The following is a 19078-nucleotide window of genomic DNA, read 5'->3' on the forward strand; positions in this document are numbered from 1 at the left end:
AAATAATTAAAAATTAAACCACATGATTTAACTTTCAATCTATCATTAAACATTCAGTAAATTTTTATGAATTAATGCAACCAGCATAAAACTTAAGATTTAATTATAACAGGATATGCTGTTCATTCTCCTTATCGTTTTTTGATACTTATCAATAAGTTAACATTAACCTCATAAAATAGAGTTGAGAATTATTATTCGAAACCGTGACACCTTAAATATTTTATTGACTATGAGTTTTACAACACTTAATTAAACCGCTAACTACAACAAGTATTCAACCAAAACATGCGGTAACGTTGCAAATTCAGTTAACCGCAATAAACACGGCTAAAAAACCAGATAATATGAACGCTCCGAGTTGGAAACTTCATCCGCTAAAAGGGGCTGATTATAACAAAATGGGCAGTACTGAAATGTGGACAGAAATGCAATCTCAGTATGAGCTATGGATTAGCTCTCAACACAAAAAACCAGAAATAAAACCGATGGAATGTCCTGTTTGCAGCGCCGCGGAATTTATCCACGACACTCGCGATCTGTCTTACTAACAATAGATATCAATAAATTAATACCTACACCGGCATATTCATAATCTCCTGATAAGAAGCCACCAGCTTATTTCTTACCTGGACGCCCATTTGCAAAGCGATACTGGATTTCTGCATCTCCACCATAACATCATTCAATTCAACACCGGGTACACCTAGTGTAAAATCCTGAGTTTGTTTTGTGGCATTCAAACGTGTCTGATTAATTTTACCAACAGCCGCCATCAGTTGACTGGCAAATCCACTCTGCAATGGTATTGGTTTTGCGATACTTGCTGCCTGTGACGCCTGAGCTTGCATCAGTTGCAGCACGCCTTCAATTGCCTGAATTGACATAAAAACCTCGTGTTAAACCACCCTATAACCTACTCAATTCAATGCCATTAACCCAAAGTTTATACCCTTCATCCTTCAAATTGCTGCTTTGTTGGCTGCTTTCACTTACCCCAGTCACATAGTTCTCTATGCTCCTGGGGATGCGTTCACTTGCCGCCGCGCTGCAAATTGAAATCTATTGGGTATATACGGCATATTTTTAGACTGCCACCCTAACATAGCCCTCTCGATCTAAAGCGGGTAATTAAAGTAAAAAGTCTGGGCTTATTGTGCCATTAAAAGATGAGTGAACAGCGAATAATGACAAAACTGAAAATAGGAAGAATTTTTTCGCTTGCGTATGGGGAGTCTGTTTTGTTACGCCACGCTTTTAGTATTCATGTTGAACAGCAAGGCAAGGATCGTCTATGAGTGCCGCAACAACCGACGTTGAAAATCAAACTAAAGGTTTCAGTGCTATCATTAACCAGATAAAAGCTGATCCTAAAGTGCCATTATTAGTTGCCGGCAGCGCAGCCGTTGCGATTGTCATTGCCCTTTTCCTGTGGTTACGCAGCCCCGATTATCGGGTGCTTTACAGTAATCTGAGCGATAAAGATGGTGGCGATATTGTCACACAATTAACCCAATTAAATATCCCTTACCGTTTTGCCGAAAATGGCGCTGCTATCATGATCCCTGCCGAACAGGTGCATGAGACACGGCTAAGATTGGCGCAACAAGGGCTGCCTAAGGGTGGAGCTGCTGGATTCGAACTACTCGATAAAGAAAAGTTTGGGATCAGCCAATTCAGTGAGCAAGTTAACTACCAAAGGGCATTGGAAGGTGAACTGTCACGTACCATTGAATCTTTAGGGCCGGTGCAAAATGCCCGTGTTCACCTTGCACTCCCCAAACCCTCGCTGTTTGTCCGTGAACAGAAATCGCCCTCAGCTTCCGTGACCGTTGGATTACTGCAAGGCCGGACCCTGGATGAAGGCCAGATAAACGCCATTGTCCATATGGTTTCCAGCAGTGTCGCCGGCTTACCGCCGGGCAATGTCACCATCGTTGATCAGGCCGGACGTCTGTTGACCCAAGCCGATGCTACCGGACGCGATCTCAATACCAGTCAACTGAAATACATTCAGGAAGTAGAGAACCGCTTCCAACATCGTATTGAAGCGATTCTGGCTCCGGTTGTCGGTCGTGGTAACGTTCACGCACAAGTGACGGCACAGGTGGATTTTTCACGTCGTGAAGAGACAGCGGAAGAATATAAACCTAATCAGCCACCAAATCAGGCGGCGGTTCGCTCAAAACAGTTAAGCGAGAGCGAACAGAGTGGCGGCCCTCAGGTTGGCGGTATTCCCGGTGCGCTTTCCAATCAACCGAGCCCTCCACCGAGTGCGCCAATTGATAAACCAAATACCAAAGAGAACAACAAAAACGACAAGAGCGATAAGAAAACCTCATCCACCGGTAGTAGTAACGAACACACGGTCAACAGTAATCGCAATAACCGCCGTGACGAAACCACAAACTATGAAGTGGACCGGACTATTCGCCATGTGCAACAACAAGCCGGCGGTGTTGAACGCTTATCTGTCGCCGTTGTCGTCAATTATGCCACGGTAGAAGGCAAAAATGGCCCGGAAACTCAGGCACTAACCCCTGAGCAATTGGCAAAAATAGAAGCGCTGACCAGAGAAGCGATGGGCTTTTCTAAAGAGCGTGGCGACAGCTTGAATGTGGTTAACACGCCATTTACTGAAAGCAAAGAAAACATCGAGGTTATTCCTGTCTGGCAGAACCCAATTCTGCTGGAAAAAGCCTTCGATTTTGGCCGCTACCTGCTATTGATTCTGGTGGCATGGCTGCTATGGCGCAAAATGGTTGTTCCTCAACTTGCCAAAAAACGCGCTGCGGAAAAAGCCGCCCTTGAAGCACAGAAAGTTCAGAAAAAACAACTGACTGAATCTAGTGCAGAAATGGATGAAAAAACGCGCCAGAAACTGACGCGTCAACGAGTCAGTGCTGAAATTCAAAGCCAACGCATTCGCGAGCTGGCAGAAAAAGATCCTCGCGTAGTGGCACTGGTGATCCGTCAATGGATGAGTAACGAACAATGAGCCTGAACGGAACAGAAAAAAGCGCCGTCATGTTAATGACCCTGGGAGAAGATCAGGCGGCCGAGGTGTTTAAACACCTGAACTCCAGGGAAGTCCAGCAACTCAGTATCACAATGGCAGGCATGCGCCAAATTTCTAACCAGCAACTGGTGGATGTATTGGCAGAGTTTGAAGAAGATGCCGGCCAGTATGCGGCACTGAGTATCAACGCCAGTGACTATTTGCGCTCAGTGTTAATTAAAGCGCTAGGTGAAGAACGCGCTTCTAGTCTGCTTGAGGATATTCTCGAATCCCGTGAAACCACCACCGGTATTGAGACCCTCAACTTTATGGAACCTCAAATGGCAGCCGATATGATCCGTGAAGAGCATCCACAGATTATCGCCACCATTCTGGTTCACTTAAATCGTGGACAAGCAGCCGATATCCTTGCGCTGTTTGATGACAAATTACGCAACGACATCATGCTACGTATCGCAACTTTTGGTGGCGTACAGCCGGCGGCACTGGCTGAACTGACAGAAGTGCTCAATAACCTGTTAGACGGTCAGAATCTCAAGCGTAGCAAAATGGGTGGCGTTCGTACTGCGGCTGAAATTATCAACCTGATGAAAAGTCAGCAAGAAGAGAATGTTATCGAAGCCATGCGTGCCTACGATAATGAACTGGCACAAAAAATCATCGATGAAATGTTCCTGTTCGAAAACCTCATTGATGTGGATGACCGCAGTATCCAACGCCTGTTGCAGGAAATCACTACCGACTCTCTGCTCATTGCACTGAAAGGCTGCAACCAGCAACTACGCGATCATTTCCTCAACAATATGTCTCAACGTGCCGCAGAGATTATGCGCGATGATCTGGCAAACCGTGGTCCGGTACGGATGTCGCAAGTGGAAAGCGAACAGAAAGCGATTCTGCTTATTGTTCGTCGTCTGGCAGAAAGCAGTGAGATTATCCTAAATGGTGGCGACGATAGCTATGTCTGATAAGTTAAACAATGCTGACTGGCAACCTTGGAAACCAAACGAACTCACACAGTGGGAAAAACTACGGACCAAACCAGAGCCCGTAGATGACTCACAGGAAGACTCTGAGCACAATGAAATCCTTGAACAAGCGGTAATGCTGGATAACCTGAAAGAACAGGCTCGACAAGCAGGCCATGAACAGGGATTTACCGAAGGTCAAGCGCAAGGTTATGAAAAAGGTTACCAAGCCGGCTTAGAAGCCGGTTTGGAACAGGGGCGAAAAGATGCCATTCAGCAGCAGCAACCTATCACCGAGCAGTGGCAAAATCTGCTAGCGGATTTCCAACATTCATTGGAAGGGCTTGACACGATCATTGCATCCCGCTTGATGCAACTGTCACTGACCGCGGCGAAACAGATCTTGGGTCAACCGGCGATTTGTGATGGCACTGCCCTGCTCAATCAGATCCGTGAATTTATTCAACAGGAGCCAATGTTGAGTGGAAAACCCCAATTGCGGGTTCATCCACGAGATATGCCAATGGTTGAACAACAATTAGGCAACACGCTCTCATTACACGGCTGGCGCTTACTGGCAGATAACAAACTGCATCCCGGTGGTTGTAAAATTAGTGCCGATGAAGGCGATTTGGATGCCAGTTTGGCAACCCGCTGGCATGAGTTATGCCGGCTGGCCGCACCGGGGGAATTGTAATGACAGCAAGACTCGGGCGCTGGCTAGCGACACTGGATGCTTTTGAGCAGAAACTGGAGAAAACTTCACCAGTGCGTCGTTATGGACGTCTGACCAGAGCGACCGGGCTGGTGATGGAGGCAACGGGTTTACATCTGCCTCTCGGAGCAACCTGCCTGATTGAGCGACAAAACGGTAGCAATGTTGAAGAAGTTGAAAGTGAAGTTGTCGGTTTTAATGGCGAAAAACTTCTCCTCATGCCACTTGAAGATCTGGAAGGGATTGTACCCGGCGCCCGGGTATACGCCCGCCCATACAGTGAAGATTGTGGCAGTGGGCGCCAGTTACCACTTGGCCCGGAACTGTTAGGGCGAGTTTTGGATGGCGCCGGTCGTCCACTGGATGGTTTTCCTTCGCCAGATACCGGCTATCGTGCCCCACTCACCACACCGCCAATCAATCCACTGCAACGTACACCAATCAGTGATGTACTGGATGTCGGTGTACGAGCGATTAATGCCCTACTGACCGTAGGCCGTGGGCAGCGTATGGGGTTGTTTGCCGGTTCCGGGGTCGGTAAGAGTGTTCTGCTTGGCATGATGGCACGTTACACACAGGCTGATGTGATTGTCGTTGGTTTGATCGGTGAACGTGGCCGCGAAGTTAAAGATTTCATTGAAAACATCCTTGGCTCCGCCGGCTTAGCCCGCTCAGTGGTTGTCGCCGCACCCGCCGATATCTCACCTCTGTTGCGCATGCAAGGCGCCTCCTACGCTACCCGTATCGCTGAAGATTTTCGTGACCGGGGTAAACATGTATTGCTAATTATGGATTCATTGACCCGCTACAGCATGGCGCAACGTGAAATTGCCCTAGCCATTGGCGAGCCTCCTGCAACCAAAGGCTACCCGCCTTCGGTTTTCGCCAAACTTCCGGCACTCGTGGAACGTGCAGGCAATGGGGTGAATGGCGGTGGCTCGATTACCGCGTTCTATACCGTACTCACCGAAGGTGATGATCAGCAAGACCCGATAGCCGATGCTGCCCGAGCAATTCTCGATGGTCACATCGTCCTCTCCCGTTCGCTGGCAGAATCAGGACATTACCCGGCGATTGATATTGAAGCTTCTATCAGCCGCGCAATGACCGCGCTCATTGATAAGCAGCACTACCGGCGGGTACAGCAGTTCAAACAACTACTCGCAAGCTATCAGCGTAACCGTGATCTGATTAACGTCGGTGCTTATGCGGCTGGCAGTGATCCGCTATTGGACAAAGCCATTGAGCTTTATCCCTACATGGCACAATTTCTACAGCAAGATATTGAAGAGCGTAGTGAATATGAAGCTGCCTGCATTCAATTACAACAGTTGTTACCTACATAACGTAACGATTTTCTGGGTGTTGCCATTAAAGCGAGGAATAAGATGCAGCAACAATCACCTCTCATAACCTTGCGTGACCTTGCACAAAATGCAGTGGAAAAAGCCGCCACTCACTTAGCACAAGTTCGTCAGAACTATCAGCAAATGGAGCAACAACTCGCAACGTTGATGGGCTATCAGGATGAATACCGAGAACGCCTAAATGACACATTGAGTAATGGTATGCCATGTACCACTTGGCAAAATTATCAGCAATTCATGAAAACGCTGGAAAAAGCGATTGAACAGCACAAATTGCAGCTTAATCAATGGCAACAGCGGCTTGATACGGCTTTATCACAGTGGCGGGAAAAACAACAGCGCCTTAATGCCTTCGATACTTTGCAACAACGGGCAGATAACAACCGAAGATTACATCAGAACAGAACGGAACAGAAACAGATGGATGAGTATGCCCAACGTAGCGCACAACGGAGAAATAAATAATGAATCTCACTCTTTTGCCTGCCGACCTGAAACCGACAGAAAATCAACCACCGCGCAGCAATTCACTCACTGATGCCGATCAACCTTCGGCTTTTGCTCAGTTTCTTAATCTGGAAACCGAACTGGCGCAGAAAGGCGGGACCAAACCAGGAAAAATATCATCCAAAGAAGGAGAAAAGATTATAGATGATACAGACCACGATTTGTCGCCACTATTATCTGTCCCAAACGAATTGTCTATCGCAAATGAATTATCTACCTCAAATGAAATACCAACGGAACCTATTACCTCCTCGCTGATTCCCCTCGATGTAAAAGTAGATGCAAACAAACAACCGGTTGCTGTTGATGAGAAACTCATGTCAGCAGAAGAGCTGGCGGCAAGTTTACCCATACAATTATCCGGGTTAGCCATCAAATCAGAAAACCAGAAAAGTAGCCTCCAACCTGACGGACTCGTTAAGCATAATGATAAAAACCGTCAAATTAGCGTTAAAGAATTGGTCGTTACAGGATTATCGACTGAAGAGAATCCTCTGACAGCGATTGCAGAACAACCAAAACAGGAAGAAGAAAAAGCAGAAGCCTTTTTTAAAACCAAACCTGAAAACGGATTTGGGCAAAATTCTTCGGTAAAACCCAAGATTGCTGTCGCAACTATCCAGCATGAAACTGCAACTCAGCCTCATCCACGTGAATCAGCACTAACTCAAACTACCGCTCAAGCTGAGATCCAGCCCGCGCCAGCAGTCACTGAAAATCAACAAACCGGGCAAATCTCCTCTGTGGCAACCTCTCCCCTGCTCTCCGTAGGGCACAATCAGACCGCCCAGTTTCAGTTATCCAGTGCCTCTACCCCCTTACTGAATGCCCAATTGGGTAGTGAAGAGTGGCAACAACAATTAAATCAACAAATCATTTTATTCAACCGCAACGGCCTGCAACAGGCAGAGTTACGCCTGCATCCACAAGAGCTAGGTGCCTTGCAAATCCGCATGTCCGTTGAAGATAATCAAGCACAATTACATCTGGCATCGGCTCACAGCCATGTCCGGGCGGCACTGGAAGCGGCATTACCTGGACTTCGCCACGCACTGGCAGAAAGTGGTATTCAACTGACCCAAAGCAGTGTCAGCAGTGACAACGCTAGCCCATGGCAACAAGAACAACGCTCTGATTCACAACATTCAGGCGGAACCGCAAGCCGCAATGCTGATGCCACCTCAGAAAATCACTCAGCCACTGAATCCACAGTACATTTAACACCTCATCAACTCGCGTCCGCCCGAGGAGGTGTGGATATTTTCGCCTGATAGTGGAAAGTAGCTTCATAACAAACGAACGAGTTAGTCGTTTTTTCCCCGTTTGTTCCAGCTATTGCCTGCGGAAATACGCGGGATAATGATTATCGATATTGATGGATAAGTCAGCCCACCACGGAATGCGTGGACACTTATCCGCAACAAAAACAGGAATTTGTCTGTCCATGTCTGACTATAGCTACGAGCATAAACGCAAAAATCCATTTGGGATGATACTGTTAGTACTGATTGCCGTTATCGGCGCCGCCATCGGGGGATACAGTTGGTGGGCGCTTAAACAGGCAAAAGAGAGTGACTCCACGGCATCCAAAGCCATAGAAGTCCCTGTCTTTATGACTCTGGAGCCTTTTACCGTCAACCTGATCGACAATGAAGATCACTTTGACCGAGTGCTCTACATTGGTGTGACTTTACGTTTAGCTGATGAAAAAACTCGCCAGCGTTTCCACGAGTATCTGCCGGAAGTTCGTAGTCGTATGTTGTTGCTATTATCACGCCAAAAATCGGCCGATCTGGCTCATGACAGCGGTAAATTGCGTCTGATGGACGACATCAAGCAAACACTTCGCCCAACCTTGGTACCCGGTGAACCGGATCAGGTCATCACCGATGTGCTGTTTACCACGTTTATTCTGCGATAATCACCATGAGTGACAATATTCTTTCACAGGCAGAGATTGATGCTCTGCTCAATGGCGACAGTGCCAGTGACGACGTAGAAAATACCGCGTCCGGGGAAAATGAGGTTCGCCCTTATGATCCCAATACCCAACGTCGTGTTATTCGGGAACGTCTGCAAGCACTGGAAATTATTAATGAACGCTTTGCTCGTCATTTTAGGATGGGGTTGTTTAACATGCTCCGCCGTAGTCCTGACATTACCGTCGGCGCAATAAAAATTCAGCCTTATCATGAATTCGCCCGTAACCTGGCAGTACCGACCAACCTTAATCTGGTTCATCTGAAACCGCTAAGAGGAACAGCGCTGTTTGCATTTGCACCAAGCCTGGTTTACATCGCGGTAGATAACCTGTTTGGTGGTGACGGACGTTTCCCGACCAAAGTGGAAGGTCGTGAATTCACCCATACTGAACAGCGAGTGATTAACCGGATGTTACGCATGGCGTTGGATTCCTATCGTGATGCCTGGAGCGCCATTTTCAAAATTGAAGTGGAATATATTCGCTCTGAAATGCAGGTGAAATTCACCAACATTACAACATCACCGAACGATATTGTGGTGACAACGCCATTTCAAGTGGAAATTGGTGCGTTGAGTGGTGAATTTAATATCTGTATTCCGTTTGCCATGATCGAACCACTACGGGAACGTCTGACCAATCCACCATTAGAAAATGCCCGGCAAGAAGACAGCCTGTGGCGAGAAAGCCTGGTAAAACAGGTTCAGCATTCAGAGCTGGAATTGGTCGCTAACTTTGTTGATATCCCGCTGAGGCTGTCAAAAATCCTGCAACTTCAGCCGGGCGATATCTTACCTATTGATAAACCCGAACGCCTGATCGTTCACGTTGATGGTGTGCCCGTGCTCACCAGTCAGTACGGAACATTAAACGGGCAATATGCCCTGCGTGTCGAACATCTTATTAACCCTGTTTTAAATGCTCTGGATGAGGAACAGCCCAATGAGTGATGCTAAGCAACCCACAGATACCGCTTCAACCGGATCTGCCGAAGATATGTGGGCAGAAGCTCTGGAACAACAGGCCGCGCAACAACAAACCTCGGACAGCAGCGCGGCAATTTTTGAATCTCTGGAGCCTCAGGATACACTGGCTCACTTATCGGATATCGACCTGATTCTGGATATACCGGTCAAATTATCCGTAGAATTGGGTCGGACAAAAATGACCATCAAACAACTGCTGAGATTATCTCAAGGTTCAGTAGTTTCTCTTGATGGCCTTGCCGGGGAGCCGTTGGATATTTTAATCAATGGATATCTGATTGCTCAGGGTGAAGTTGTGGTTGTATCCGATAAATACGGTATCCGTATCACTGATATCATCACCCCTTCTGAACGTATGCGTCGCCTGAGTCGTTAATATGGCTTTCCAGCCCTCTTTGCATAATGGCGCGGCAGGTTCTGCCGCGCAAACCCAAGCGGTTACTCAAGTCGCCACATCCGCGCCACTTCCCGCAGGTCAGACGTTGATGCAGGTCAGCAGTGCACTGGCGGGGGTGTTGCTATTGATTTTCACCCTCACTTGGCTAATACGCCGTATAGGGTTGTTTTCCAACAAAGGGAAAACTCAGCAACAATTGAGTATCAAAGCCAGTTGCTCTCTGGGGCAACGTGAACGTGTCGTCATTGTCGAAGTTGAAGATAACTGGCTGGTATTAGGTGTCACTGCTCAGCAAATTAATTTATTACACCAGATGCCAATACCTGAATCCCACCGTAATACCACCGAAGAACAAACTATAAAACCGGCACTATTTGGTCAGATTTTAAAAAATACGCTGATGCGACAAGGCAAAGATGATGAAAAAAAGTAGTTCTCTCTTTATAAGGGATAAGTTTGCATTGTCATGCCGCCTGGGGATGATACTCGCTGCGCTTATTTTACCGATAGATGCCGCGGCACAGTTACCGGGCATCATCAGTCAACCGCTGGCAAACGGTGGGCAGAGTTGGTCACTACCGGTTCAAACATTAGTTTTCATTACCGCGCTGACGTTTATTCCCGCAGCCTTACTCATGATGACCAGTTTTACCCGCATTATTATCGTGTTGGGTTTACTGCGTAATGCTTTAGGTACCCCATCGGCGCCACCGAATCAGGTTTTACTTGGACTGGCGTTATTTATGACGTTTTTCATTATGTCACCGGTTTTCGATAAAGTTTATCAAGATGCTTATCTGCCTTTCAGTGAAGATAAAATGAGTCTGGAAACCGCGTTAGAAAATGGCGCCAAGCCGTTACGGCAATTTATGTTGCGTCAGACAAGGGAAAACGATTTAGCGCTGTTTGCACGTCTTGCTGATCAACCGCCGTTTGAAACCGCCGATTCTGTTCCTATGCGAGTATTAATGCCGGCATTTATTACCAGCGAATTGAAAACCGCTTTTCAGATTGGTTTTACCCTGTTTATTCCATTTTTGATTATTGACCTAGTGGTCGCCAGCGTATTGATGGCGTTGGGGATGATGATGGTCCCCCCTGCAACCATCTCACTGCCCTTTAAACTCATGCTATTTGTCTTAGTTGACGGCTGGCAATTACTACTGGGTTCTCTGGCACAAAGTTTTTACGGTTGACCTGAAAAGAGGCAAACATTATGACTCCTGAATCAGTCATGGCATTGGGAACAGAAGCCATGAAAGTCGCATTGGCGCTAGCTGCGCCGTTGCTGTTAGCGGCTTTATTATGTGGTTTAATTGTGAGCTTATTGCAAGCTGCAACACAGGTTAACGAAATGACACTCTCATTTATTCCCAAAATTCTGGCGGTATTTGTCACTACCGTTATCGCCGGCCCTTGGATGCTAAACCTATTACTGGACTACATGCGTGAACTCTACAGCAGCATACCGGTGATAATTGGCTAGTTATGATCTCTTTTAACAGTGAAATGCTGATCCAGTTCGTCAGTGAATTTTTCTGGCCGCTGGTTCGGGTGCTTGCGCTGTTCAGTACTGCGCCATTATTCAGTGAAAAACAGGCGCCTAAGAAAGTTAAGATTGGACTAGCCGTGATGGTAACACTGCTCTTGATGCCAAATCTGCAACCTGCGCAAGTGCCTATTTTCTCTGTTGCGGCATTCTGGCTGATGCTCCAGCAAATCTTAATTGGGGCATCACTTGGCCTGACAATGCAAATTGCCTTTGCAGCCGTGCGTCACGCCGGTGAAATAATTGGTTTACAGATGGGGCTTTCATTCGCTACCTTTTTTGATCCCTCCGGCGGCCCCAATATGCCTATTTTGGCACGAATCTTTAACCTCTTGACCTTACTGTTATTTCTGGCCTTTGATGGTCACCTATGGCTATTATCGGTTCTGGCAGACACCTTCCAGATTCTTCCGGTACAACCACTGCAACTCAGCGCTCAAGGATTTTTACTGCTAGCACAAAGCGCCAGTATGATATTTATCAACGGCATGATGCTGGCTCTACCATTGATAACACTATTATTAACACTGAATTTATCATTGGGGATTTTAAACCGGATGACACCACAACTTTCCATCTTTGTGGTCGGTTTTCCGTTAACGCTGACTACCGGTATATTGGTACTCACGCTTTTAATCCCGATGTTAGCGCCATTTACCGAGCGTATGTTTAGTGAATTATTTAATCGACTGGCGGTCATTATCAGTGGAATGGTTATTTAAAGGCATTTTTAAAACCGGAATTGATCTGAAAAAATTATAAGTATTCTATATACCCAATGGATTTCAAGATGCATCGCGACGGCAAGGGAGAGAATCCCCGGGAGCATAGCAAACTATGTGACCGGGGTGAGCGAGTGCAGCCAACAAAGAGGCAACTTGAAAGATAACGGGTATACAACATAAATCGTACTGTTCTATACTATAAATTCTGTCGATAAGAAAAAGACAAGCGCATTTTATTATCAACTAACCGCTTATTTTTAAAGATGTTATTAACATAGAAAAAAAATAAGCTCATTAGAGCGGAGTAATAAATTAATGAATATAGAACAAGAGTTATATAATGCCGCAGTTAACTTAATTGAAAAACGATACCCTAAAGGATGGGGTGGCGCTGCCGCAGTACGGACAGAATCGGGCAAAATCTTAACCAGCATTGCCCCTGATACCAAAATTGACGCATTATCCCTTTGTATGGAAGTTGGCGCTTATCTGGAAGCCCATAAACTGAATGAAGCGGTGACACACTCTTTATGTCTCTACCGTGAAGATGCCGGCTGTGAATATATCATTTTGACGCCATGTGGAATATGTCAGGAGCGTTTGGTTCATTGGGGAGGCTCAGTAAAAGCCGCGGTGACTAATGATAAAAATGAACTGTTATTTAAAGCCATACGTGAACTGCAACCTTATCATTGGTCAGCCGTTAATGGAGAGAAACTCTAATATACCCGTTATCTTTCAAGTTGCCTCTTTGTTGGCTGCACTCACTCACCCCGGTCACATAGTTACCTATGCTCCCGGGGATTCGCTCCCTTGCCGTCGCGATGCATCTTGAAATCCATTTGGTATATATGTGATTTATTTTAACTTGGTTATTTATTTTATTGCCAAGTATTAACTATTCATTGTGGTTAATACTTGGTTATATTAAATGAAATTATATTTTAACAAAACATTACCACCAAGACATCAAAATAATTTAATCATCAAGGTACATTAATTTTAAGCTTTAACAAGCCAGAATTAAAAATAATGACTATCATTTTCATTTATTAATTTAGTTAAGACTTATCAATATATCATCTTACTTATTAAAGATATTTTAAATAAACAATTCACAATATTATTTACGAGAATAAATAAGAGACAATAATAAATTTTTTACAAATAGGTGACACTATTTCGGATTTAATTTTATCTAAATATTATATTTTACCATCCTTCTGGTAGTATTCTACACACTTAAGTACTACACTATACTTACTTTGTAACACATTACAGTGGAATCATTAGCTATGAGCGAAACTACTTTTACCTTTAGGGTCGATGATGCCCTGAAAAATGACTTTACCGCAGCAGCAAAATCACTCGATCGCAAAGGTGCACAACTACTACGTGACTTCATGCGGGATTTCGTGCGTCAGCAACAAGAAACGAGCGCCCATGATGCTTGGTTCCGCAGGCAAATAGAAATAGGCCAAGCTTCTGCCAATGCTGGTAATCTAGTGCCAGCCGACCAAGTCGAGGCTAAATTTTTAGCCCGCCGCAAAGCCACACTCCGCCGTTTTGAGGCCAAGTAATGCAATTATTTTGGACGCCAGAAGCCATTCAAGACCGTGAGGAAATATTACATACCGCCAGACAATGGCCCAAATCTTGACACCCTACATGACAGGAAGCGACATTTCCCTCCTTCATAGTTCTTAAGCTATCCTTGTCTTACCAATGCAAAATCAACCGTTACCAATACCAATTCTTCTGGTACCAAAAGCGATTTATAAAAAGTATCGGGACTGGAAATCTTCTCAATAATTCAATTGGATATAACAAAGTTAAACGGCGGCAAAAACCAGATTAGTAAAAAAATAGCAAAGATAACTTTAATATCCCTTGAATTCTCATAGTAAGTGCAATTAAATCTTCTTTTGAAAAATTTCACTTATTGAATTAAATCTGCCCTCGATATAGTATTCTTAATACCTCTGTATTTTCATTTTTAAATGATTATGGCAGGTTAAACAAAGTGGGCTCCTTCCCTGATGCTACGCAAATCAGCAGGGAGGGCATGACTTAACAATAAATATAACCGAATTTTCGTGGAGAAAAAGATGACAATAACCACTATTATTATCTCTCTGATTGCTGTAGGACTTATCGGCTGGGGGATCACAATTTATAATCGCCTGATTGCCCTGAAAGAACAGACAAGCAATACATTTGCCAATATCGATGTTATTTTAAAACAGCGTGCAGAACAGATCCCGCAGCTTGTGACCGTGCTGGAAAAGTCTATGGAACATGAACGTGATATTTTTACTCGGTTAAGTGATGCACGGCAGGTATATCTTAATGCCAATAGCCTCACAGATAAAATCAAAGCCTCCAATGAAATGCACAATGCATTCCGATCTGTACTGGCCGTAGCTGAAAACTATCCGACTCTAATTTCAGGTTCCCAATTTTCACAATTGCAAACATCGGTGACGGATCTAGAAAATAAAATTGCTCATCGCCGCGAAATGTTTAATGATGCAGTAACGGAGTATAATACGGCGATTTATCTATTCCCTGATCTGATTTTTGCCCGCATGTTTCATTATCAGAGGCTGCCTTTATTAGAAATCTGTCAGGAAGAAAAAGCCTATAACGGTATCAAATTTAAATAAATCAGATGGTAAACCTTATGATGACTATGCTATTTTTTACTTTTATTTTTGTTTTTTCCTGTGTATTAATCTTTTCGTTTGGGAAAAACGCGGCAGAGTATTATAGACAAACACGGCAGTCCGGTAAATTTGCCAGCAAGGAAATTTGGAAAGTGATTTTAGGCTCGGCGGCTATTGCCATTTTTCTGATTGCCTTTTTTGTTTCACCCGGTGCCTTATTTGGCTTAATTTTATTACTATTTATCTATAACGGTCTGAAAACAACACCAGAAAAAAAATTCCTTAAATTTCAGCAGATTTTGCCTACCTCAAAAATCCGTTCAATCGCTATGGGCTTGGTAGAAGTAGAAGGAAAAATAACAGCGGGAACTCACTTCAAAAGTCCTCTGAGTAACAAGCTATGCTATGGCTATCGTTATTATGAATATGATGTCATAAAAGATTCAGAAGGCGATAAACGTTATTCTTTGCGTCATTCGGAAGAAAAAATCCGTCAATTCACTTTGACCGATGATTCAGGATCAGTCCGTATTGATGCAACGCCAGAAACGTTGACATTTGTGAATTTTTCTTCTTATCAGAACGATGAAACCGATTCCGTTTCTTACCAAGAGTACTTGTTATTTCCAAATGAAGAGTATTTAATTATTGGCACAGCTATTGAAAAAGACGATCAAATTGTTATTACTCAGGCTGCTCCTCACAGATTACTGGGGATTGCCTCTAAGGGATATTTAGGCACCTGGAATGAAGTTGCGCCAATGCGCCGTAATCTTGCAATTACTGTCATTAGCGCAGCAATTCTGATTGCCTTTATTCTGACCGTTCCTTATGAATATCAGTCTCATCATTTAACGGTTTTTTATCGTGAATCTCCATTACTGAAATGGTTATTTTAGAGATAACAGCAATGGGTGGATATCTTCTCACTTTTCTTATTCTGGCCGTCATCCTGATCATTGCGGTTCGTTATCTCATAGGCGTTTTTAATAAAATCGTTATGTTAAAAAGATACCGGGATAAAGCATTTGCCAATATTGATATTTTACTGAAAAAACAGGTTGATTTAATTCCACAGCTTATCGCAATAACAGAACAAGCAATGGCCCATGAAAAATCGTTCTTTCTGCAACTAGCAGAAATCAGGAAAAACTACCCCAGTGCAAAAACAACCAATGAAAAGGTGAAAATGGGTAATACATTAGCACATCAGTTGTTGTCATTTCTGATACTTGCAAAGAATTATCCGGCCCTAATCAGTCAGCCGCCTTTTCAACATTTGCAAGCGCAGATCACTCTGCTGGAAAATCAGATTGCAGACAGACGTGAATTCTTTAATGAAAGTGTTGCCCTTTACAATACCGGGATCCGGCAGTTTCCCAATATCATTTTCGCCCGGATATTAAGATATAAACCTAGCCCAATGCTGAACCCCATGCAAGGATAAAACCCATGTTTACCATTCCATTTGATTTATTCGGATTTGTTGACGCCATCCGTAATAATCCGGGTATTTTAATCGTTACTGCGATTTTCGGCCCTGTGGGTGCAATGTTATGCCTACTTCCCTTTGCTCGAATACCAGGAATTAGCCAGGTTATTCAAACACTGGTTATCAGTCTATTAACCTCTGCTTTTATTAATTTACTCTGTGTCGCTGTCATTTATTTAATCTTTACAAACGATATTATCCGCCTGTTCTGGAGCTTGATTATTGTCCAAACGGCCTGTTTGTCTTTTTGGTTTATTAATAAAGGAGCTGTGTTTAAACTGGCTGAACAGGATGACGCCCTACGCCAGAGGCATTCGAAAATAGAAAGAAAAAATAATACCAAGAAAAAGAAAAGAAAGCAGAGGAAATAAATACATATATCCTATGGATTTCAAAGTGCATCAAGATGGCAAGGGAACGAATCCCCGGGAGCATAGATAACTATGCATAACTAACTATGTGACCGAGGTGAACGAGAATACAGGGAGCCAAATTCTAGCAATCACAAATTACACTCTCCATAGTAACTGAGAGCATATTTTTTCCTTAACCAATATTAACACTACCACCACCAATCACAATTCCACCACAACTCACCGCGTCACCGGTTCTCGCCGCAGGTTTACCATCAACAAAAACGGTGCTGGAACCGCCAGCAATTATTCGTGAATGAGATGAATGCGGCGCCAAACTATCGCCCTGACGAGCTAAAGGAATACCGTCAACTTTCACACTGGTCGATCCCGAAATAACCGGTGTCGCTTCACAATCACCATGCGCTGTGCCAATATCGCCAATCTTTACTGTATTACCCATATTTCTTCCTCTATATCTGGCAAAATTAATATAATTAGTCTTTAAAATGGAACCAAGGTGATGATGAATAGCCTAACTCCTGCAATAGCAATGTCTCAGCCCACATATGTCCCGGTTCACAGATATTATTCAATATACGTTTATAACGAGCAAGCAATTCTTCAACAGATAGATATCTTCGTGAGAAGAATAACTTTAATATTCCCCTAACACTGTGATCAGCCGTAATACCGATGTTTTTTAACTCGGTAAGTAGTACTTGGATTAACCGACGTAATCAAATCCCTCAATCTTTTCCAGTTATTCTGGCGTAATCGATAATAGCTTTCTTTTACTGCTCCCATCAAGAGAAAATATCGGGTCAAACAACCCGATATTGCCACCCATTAAATTACCTGAACAAAACGACCATTAATTAATGAAAAGATTGGTACAGTGGTAACCAGAACCGTATCACCGTCTTCATCATTAACGTAATAAGATACTGGGGAACTCTCCGGGTCTGATTTATTCACCAGTCTGACCATTCTACCTTGGTTCATTATCTTAACCCTGTAGTCATTCCAATTAATCGGTTTCATTTTGAAACTTTTTTCTTTGAAATCATTATGAAAATCTTTGTCAACAAAGATATTCTCTTCACTTTCATTAGTAGACCAAGCCCAAGCTTTAAGAGAGATTTTTTGTTGATTACGGATAGTATTCACATCTTTTGCATTATAAGCCTGCCAGACCGCCATATAAGCCTGTTGCAATTGCTGGCGCTGTTCAGGTGTATCTGTATAAGGTGTTGCCTTCACCCATTCCCATTCAGGTAACCCACTGACTTTCACATTACGACTAAACCGGTATAAGATCATATTGGGTGGAAATGTTCGAATATCAAAGTAGTTTTCGTCTTTATGTCCAGTTTCTATACTGTCTGCCTGTATCACATGACGTACTACCGGTGTGCTAATAGCGGCGTATTTCGCTTCATTCACGGGTGTTGTTGCCACGGGCTGACCATTTTTATCAATTGCCACTTCAATTGCCGTCAACACTTCACTTTTTTTACCACGCATGGCCGTCAATTCCAGACTACATTTTGCTTCAGGATTAAAGTGGTTACGGGTTTCATCTGATAGCTTATCTGGGGAAAACCAACCCAGTGCACCAAATTCCAGACTGATTTCATTTTCACCATTTGCCATTAATAGCATGGAAGCTGTACTGGCAGTACCAAATCCCCGACCTTCACGGGCTGAATCTCGATTATCCATTCCCGTTACACCATTGGTTTTAATATCACAAAAAGCATACTGAATATCGAATAAACTACGAATATATAGCCGGGGTTCATTTGCATTAGCTCCTTGCATTACTACAGCACCTAAACCTGACATAATAATCACGCCTAATAATAGCAATAACCATTTTAATCTCATTTTATCCTCACACTCCGGGTAACCCAGTGATAAGTGGAATATTATTCAACTTTAATATTAACCCAATCCACAATCCCAGTGTCTCTTTACAATCAACAAATGCTGAACTGATATCACCGATTTTTATTGCATTTCCCATCAAGAGAAAATATCGGGTCAAATAACCCGATATTGCTACCCATTAAATTACCTGAACAAAACGGCCATTAATTAATGAAAAGATTGGTGCAACGGTAGCCAAAATCGTATCTCCATCTTCCTCATCAATGTAATAGTAGGATATTGGGGAACTTTCTGGGTCTGATTTATTCACCAACCTGACCATTCTTCCCTGATTCATTATTTTCACTCTGTAGTCATCCCAATTAATTGGTTTCATTTTGAAACTTTTTATTTTGATATTATGGTAAACAGACTGATCAGCAAAAACACTCTCTTCACTTTCACCGGAAACCCAAGCCCA

23 protein-coding genes and 1 pseudogene are annotated in these 19078 nt (G+C 43.8%); 20 read left to right on the forward strand and 4 right to left on the reverse strand.

Features of this window, described 5'->3' with window-relative positions; translation table 11 throughout:
* The first annotated feature begins 299 nt into the window (after window positions 1-299).
* Window positions 300-551, forward strand: coding sequence for a hypothetical protein (locus tag LG003_RS19315; RefSeq protein WP_387691067.1), 252 nt, complete (start codon window positions 300-302; stop codon window positions 549-551).
* A gap of 24 nt (window positions 552-575) precedes the next feature.
* On the opposite strand, the gene fliE is transcribed toward LG003_RS19315, so the two are convergent.
* A complete protein-coding gene (fliE, locus tag LG003_RS19320; protein ID WP_088371893.1) occupies window positions 576-887 on the reverse strand; it encodes a flagellar hook-basal body complex protein FliE in 312 nt (103 codons plus the stop codon).
* A gap of 407 nt (window positions 888-1294) precedes the next feature.
* Here fliE and fliF point away from each other — a divergent pair, with 407 nt between their 5' ends.
* The 19 genes from fliF (at window position 1295) to LG003_RS19415 (ending at window position 16743) form a co-directional block, all read left to right on the forward strand.
* A complete protein-coding gene (gene fliF, locus LG003_RS19325; protein WP_262981415.1) occupies window positions 1295-2998 on the forward strand; it encodes a flagellar basal-body MS-ring/collar protein FliF in 1704 nt (567 codons plus the stop codon).
* Window positions 2995-3987 carry a flagellar motor switch protein FliG gene (gene fliG / locus LG003_RS19330; RefSeq protein WP_112876887.1) on the forward strand — a complete coding sequence of 331 codons (993 nt, stop codon included), beginning with the start codon at window positions 2995-2997 and terminating at the stop codon, window positions 3985-3987. Before fliF ends, fliG begins: the two co-directional genes overlap by 4 nt.
* A complete protein-coding gene (gene fliH, locus LG003_RS19335) occupies window positions 3980-4684 on the forward strand; it encodes a flagellar assembly protein FliH (protein ID WP_112876886.1) in 705 nt (234 codons plus the stop codon). Before fliG ends, fliH begins: the two co-directional genes overlap by 8 nt.
* Window positions 4684-6048, forward strand: a complete 1365-nt coding sequence (gene fliI, locus LG003_RS19340; RefSeq protein ID WP_112876885.1) for a flagellar protein export ATPase FliI — start codon at window positions 4684-4686, stop codon at window positions 6046-6048. Before fliH ends, fliI begins: the two co-directional genes overlap by 1 nt.
* Window positions 6049-6090: 42 nt before the next feature.
* Complete coding sequence (fliJ, locus tag LG003_RS19345) at window positions 6091-6534, forward strand: flagellar export protein FliJ (protein WP_112876884.1); 444 nt, start codon at window positions 6091-6093, stop codon at window positions 6532-6534.
* Window positions 6534-7847, forward strand: coding sequence for a flagellar hook-length control protein FliK (locus LG003_RS19350; RefSeq protein ID WP_262981416.1), 1314 nt, complete (start codon window positions 6534-6536; stop codon window positions 7845-7847). Before fliJ ends, LG003_RS19350 begins: the two co-directional genes overlap by 1 nt.
* 173 nt (window positions 7848-8020) lie before the next feature.
* Entirely contained in the window at window positions 8021-8497 is a 477-nt protein-coding gene (fliL, locus tag LG003_RS19355; protein ID WP_112876882.1) for a flagellar basal body-associated protein FliL, read from the forward strand.
* 5 nt (window positions 8498-8502) lie between these two features.
* Window positions 8503-9507, forward strand: a complete 1005-nt coding sequence (gene fliM / locus LG003_RS19360; protein WP_112876881.1) for a flagellar motor switch protein FliM — start codon at window positions 8503-8505, stop codon at window positions 9505-9507.
* The gene (fliN, locus tag LG003_RS19365) at window positions 9500-9919 is read left to right on the forward strand and encodes a flagellar motor switch protein FliN (protein ID WP_112876880.1); all 420 of its coding nucleotides are present in this window, start codon (window positions 9500-9502) and stop codon (window positions 9917-9919) included. The genes fliM and fliN overlap by 8 nt, the downstream gene beginning before the upstream one ends.
* A gap of 1 nt (window position 9920) precedes the next feature.
* Window positions 9921-10373, forward strand: coding sequence for a flagellar biosynthetic protein FliO (gene fliO, locus LG003_RS19370; RefSeq protein WP_112876879.1), 453 nt, complete (start codon window positions 9921-9923; stop codon window positions 10371-10373).
* 46 nt (window positions 10374-10419) lie between these two features.
* A complete protein-coding gene (gene fliP, locus LG003_RS19375) occupies window positions 10420-11136 on the forward strand; it encodes a flagellar type III secretion system pore protein FliP (RefSeq protein WP_262981421.1) in 717 nt (238 codons plus the stop codon).
* 20 nt (window positions 11137-11156) lie between these two features.
* Window positions 11157-11426 carry a flagellar biosynthesis protein FliQ gene (gene fliQ, locus LG003_RS19380; protein ID WP_049581963.1) on the forward strand — a complete coding sequence of 90 codons (270 nt, stop codon included), beginning with the start codon at window positions 11157-11159 and terminating at the stop codon, window positions 11424-11426.
* 2 nt (window positions 11427-11428) lie between these two features.
* Window positions 11429-12211 carry a flagellar biosynthetic protein FliR gene (gene fliR / locus LG003_RS19385; RefSeq protein ID WP_262981417.1) on the forward strand — a complete coding sequence of 261 codons (783 nt, stop codon included), beginning with the start codon at window positions 11429-11431 and terminating at the stop codon, window positions 12209-12211.
* Window positions 12212-12529: 318 nt separating this feature from the next.
* Window positions 12530-12937: a cytidine deaminase gene (locus LG003_RS19390; RefSeq protein ID WP_262981418.1), complete on the forward strand. Its 408-nt coding sequence runs from the start codon at window positions 12530-12532 to the stop codon at window positions 12935-12937.
* 572 nt (window positions 12938-13509) lie between these two features.
* Window positions 13510-13794 carry a CopG family ribbon-helix-helix protein gene (locus LG003_RS19395; RefSeq protein WP_112876876.1) on the forward strand — a complete coding sequence of 95 codons (285 nt, stop codon included), beginning with the start codon at window positions 13510-13512 and terminating at the stop codon, window positions 13792-13794.
* Window positions 13795-14322: 528 nt separating this feature from the next.
* Entirely contained in the window at window positions 14323-14880 is a 558-nt protein-coding gene (locus LG003_RS19400) for a LemA family protein (protein WP_112876875.1), read from the forward strand.
* Between the two features lie 17 nt (window positions 14881-14897).
* Entirely contained in the window at window positions 14898-15779 is an 882-nt protein-coding gene (locus tag LG003_RS19405) for a hypothetical protein (RefSeq protein WP_112876874.1), read from the forward strand.
* An 11-nt stretch (window positions 15780-15790) separates the two neighbouring features.
* Window positions 15791-16327 carry a LemA family protein gene (locus LG003_RS19410; RefSeq protein ID WP_112877004.1) on the forward strand — a complete coding sequence of 179 codons (537 nt, stop codon included), beginning with the start codon at window positions 15791-15793 and terminating at the stop codon, window positions 16325-16327.
* 5 nt (window positions 16328-16332) lie between these two features.
* Window positions 16333-16743 carry a hypothetical protein gene (locus LG003_RS19415; protein WP_112876873.1) on the forward strand — a complete coding sequence of 137 codons (411 nt, stop codon included), beginning with the start codon at window positions 16333-16335 and terminating at the stop codon, window positions 16741-16743.
* Window positions 16744-16918: 175 nt separating this feature from the next.
* Here the strand turns inward: LG003_RS19415 and LG003_RS19420 are convergent, their stop codons facing one another.
* The 3 genes and pseudogenes from LG003_RS19420 to LG003_RS19430 form a co-directional block, all read right to left on the reverse strand.
* Window positions 16919-17188, reverse strand: coding sequence for a type VI secretion system PAAR protein (locus LG003_RS19420; RefSeq protein ID WP_112876872.1), 270 nt, complete (start codon window positions 17186-17188; stop codon window positions 16919-16921).
* A gap of 386 nt (window positions 17189-17574) precedes the next feature.
* Entirely contained in the window at window positions 17575-18615 is a 1041-nt protein-coding gene (locus tag LG003_RS19425) for a hypothetical protein (protein WP_262981419.1), read from the reverse strand.
* A 181-nt stretch (window positions 18616-18796) separates the two neighbouring features.
* Window positions 18797-19078, reverse strand: a pseudogene (locus LG003_RS19430) (hypothetical protein); the annotation flags it as partial.

Source organism: Photorhabdus kleinii, assembly GCF_025384885.1.
Taxonomy (GTDB): domain Bacteria; phylum Pseudomonadota; class Gammaproteobacteria; order Enterobacterales; family Enterobacteriaceae; genus Photorhabdus; species Photorhabdus kayaii.

Bases quoted from the DNA above. Each gene is read 5' to 3' on its own strand.
- fliE (WP_088371893.1), bottom strand. From the start codon at position 887: ATGTCAATTCAGGCAATTGAAGGCGTGCTGCAACTGATGCAAGCTCAG.
- fliF (WP_262981415.1), top strand. From the start codon at position 1,295: ATGAGTGCCGCAACAACCGACGTTGAAAATCAAACTAAAGGTTTCAGT.
- fliG (WP_112876887.1), top strand. From the start codon at position 2,995: ATGAGCCTGAACGGAACAGAAAAAAGCGCCGTCATGTTAATGACCCTG.
- fliH (WP_112876886.1), top strand. From the start codon at position 3,980: ATGTCTGATAAGTTAAACAATGCTGACTGGCAACCTTGGAAACCAAAC.
- fliI (WP_112876885.1), top strand. From the start codon at position 4,684: ATGACAGCAAGACTCGGGCGCTGGCTAGCGACACTGGATGCTTTTGAG.
- fliJ (WP_112876884.1), top strand. From the start codon at position 6,091: ATGCAGCAACAATCACCTCTCATAACCTTGCGTGACCTTGCACAAAAT.
- LG003_RS19350 (WP_262981416.1), top strand. From the start codon at position 6,534: ATGAATCTCACTCTTTTGCCTGCCGACCTGAAACCGACAGAAAATCAA.
- fliL (WP_112876882.1), top strand. From the start codon at position 8,021: ATGTCTGACTATAGCTACGAGCATAAACGCAAAAATCCATTTGGGATG.
- fliM (WP_112876881.1), top strand. From the start codon at position 8,503: ATGAGTGACAATATTCTTTCACAGGCAGAGATTGATGCTCTGCTCAAT.
- fliN (WP_112876880.1), top strand. From the start codon at position 9,500: ATGAGTGATGCTAAGCAACCCACAGATACCGCTTCAACCGGATCTGCC.
- fliO (WP_112876879.1), top strand. From the start codon at position 9,921: ATGGCTTTCCAGCCCTCTTTGCATAATGGCGCGGCAGGTTCTGCCGCG.
- fliP (WP_262981421.1), top strand. From the start codon at position 10,420: ATGATACTCGCTGCGCTTATTTTACCGATAGATGCCGCGGCACAGTTA.
- fliQ (WP_049581963.1), top strand. From the start codon at position 11,157: ATGACTCCTGAATCAGTCATGGCATTGGGAACAGAAGCCATGAAAGTC.
- fliR (WP_262981417.1), top strand. From the start codon at position 11,429: ATGATCTCTTTTAACAGTGAAATGCTGATCCAGTTCGTCAGTGAATTT.
- LG003_RS19390 (WP_262981418.1), top strand. From the start codon at position 12,530: ATGAATATAGAACAAGAGTTATATAATGCCGCAGTTAACTTAATTGAA.
- LG003_RS19395 (WP_112876876.1), top strand. From the start codon at position 13,510: ATGAGCGAAACTACTTTTACCTTTAGGGTCGATGATGCCCTGAAAAAT.
- LG003_RS19400 (WP_112876875.1), top strand. From the start codon at position 14,323: ATGACAATAACCACTATTATTATCTCTCTGATTGCTGTAGGACTTATC.
- LG003_RS19405 (WP_112876874.1), top strand. From the start codon at position 14,898: ATGATGACTATGCTATTTTTTACTTTTATTTTTGTTTTTTCCTGTGTA.
- LG003_RS19410 (WP_112877004.1), top strand. From the start codon at position 15,791: ATGGGTGGATATCTTCTCACTTTTCTTATTCTGGCCGTCATCCTGATC.
- LG003_RS19415 (WP_112876873.1), top strand. From the start codon at position 16,333: ATGTTTACCATTCCATTTGATTTATTCGGATTTGTTGACGCCATCCGT.
- LG003_RS19420 (WP_112876872.1), bottom strand. From the start codon at position 17,188: ATGGGTAATACAGTAAAGATTGGCGATATTGGCACAGCGCATGGTGAT.
- LG003_RS19425 (WP_262981419.1), bottom strand. From the start codon at position 18,615: ATGAGATTAAAATGGTTATTGCTATTATTAGGCGTGATTATTATGTCA.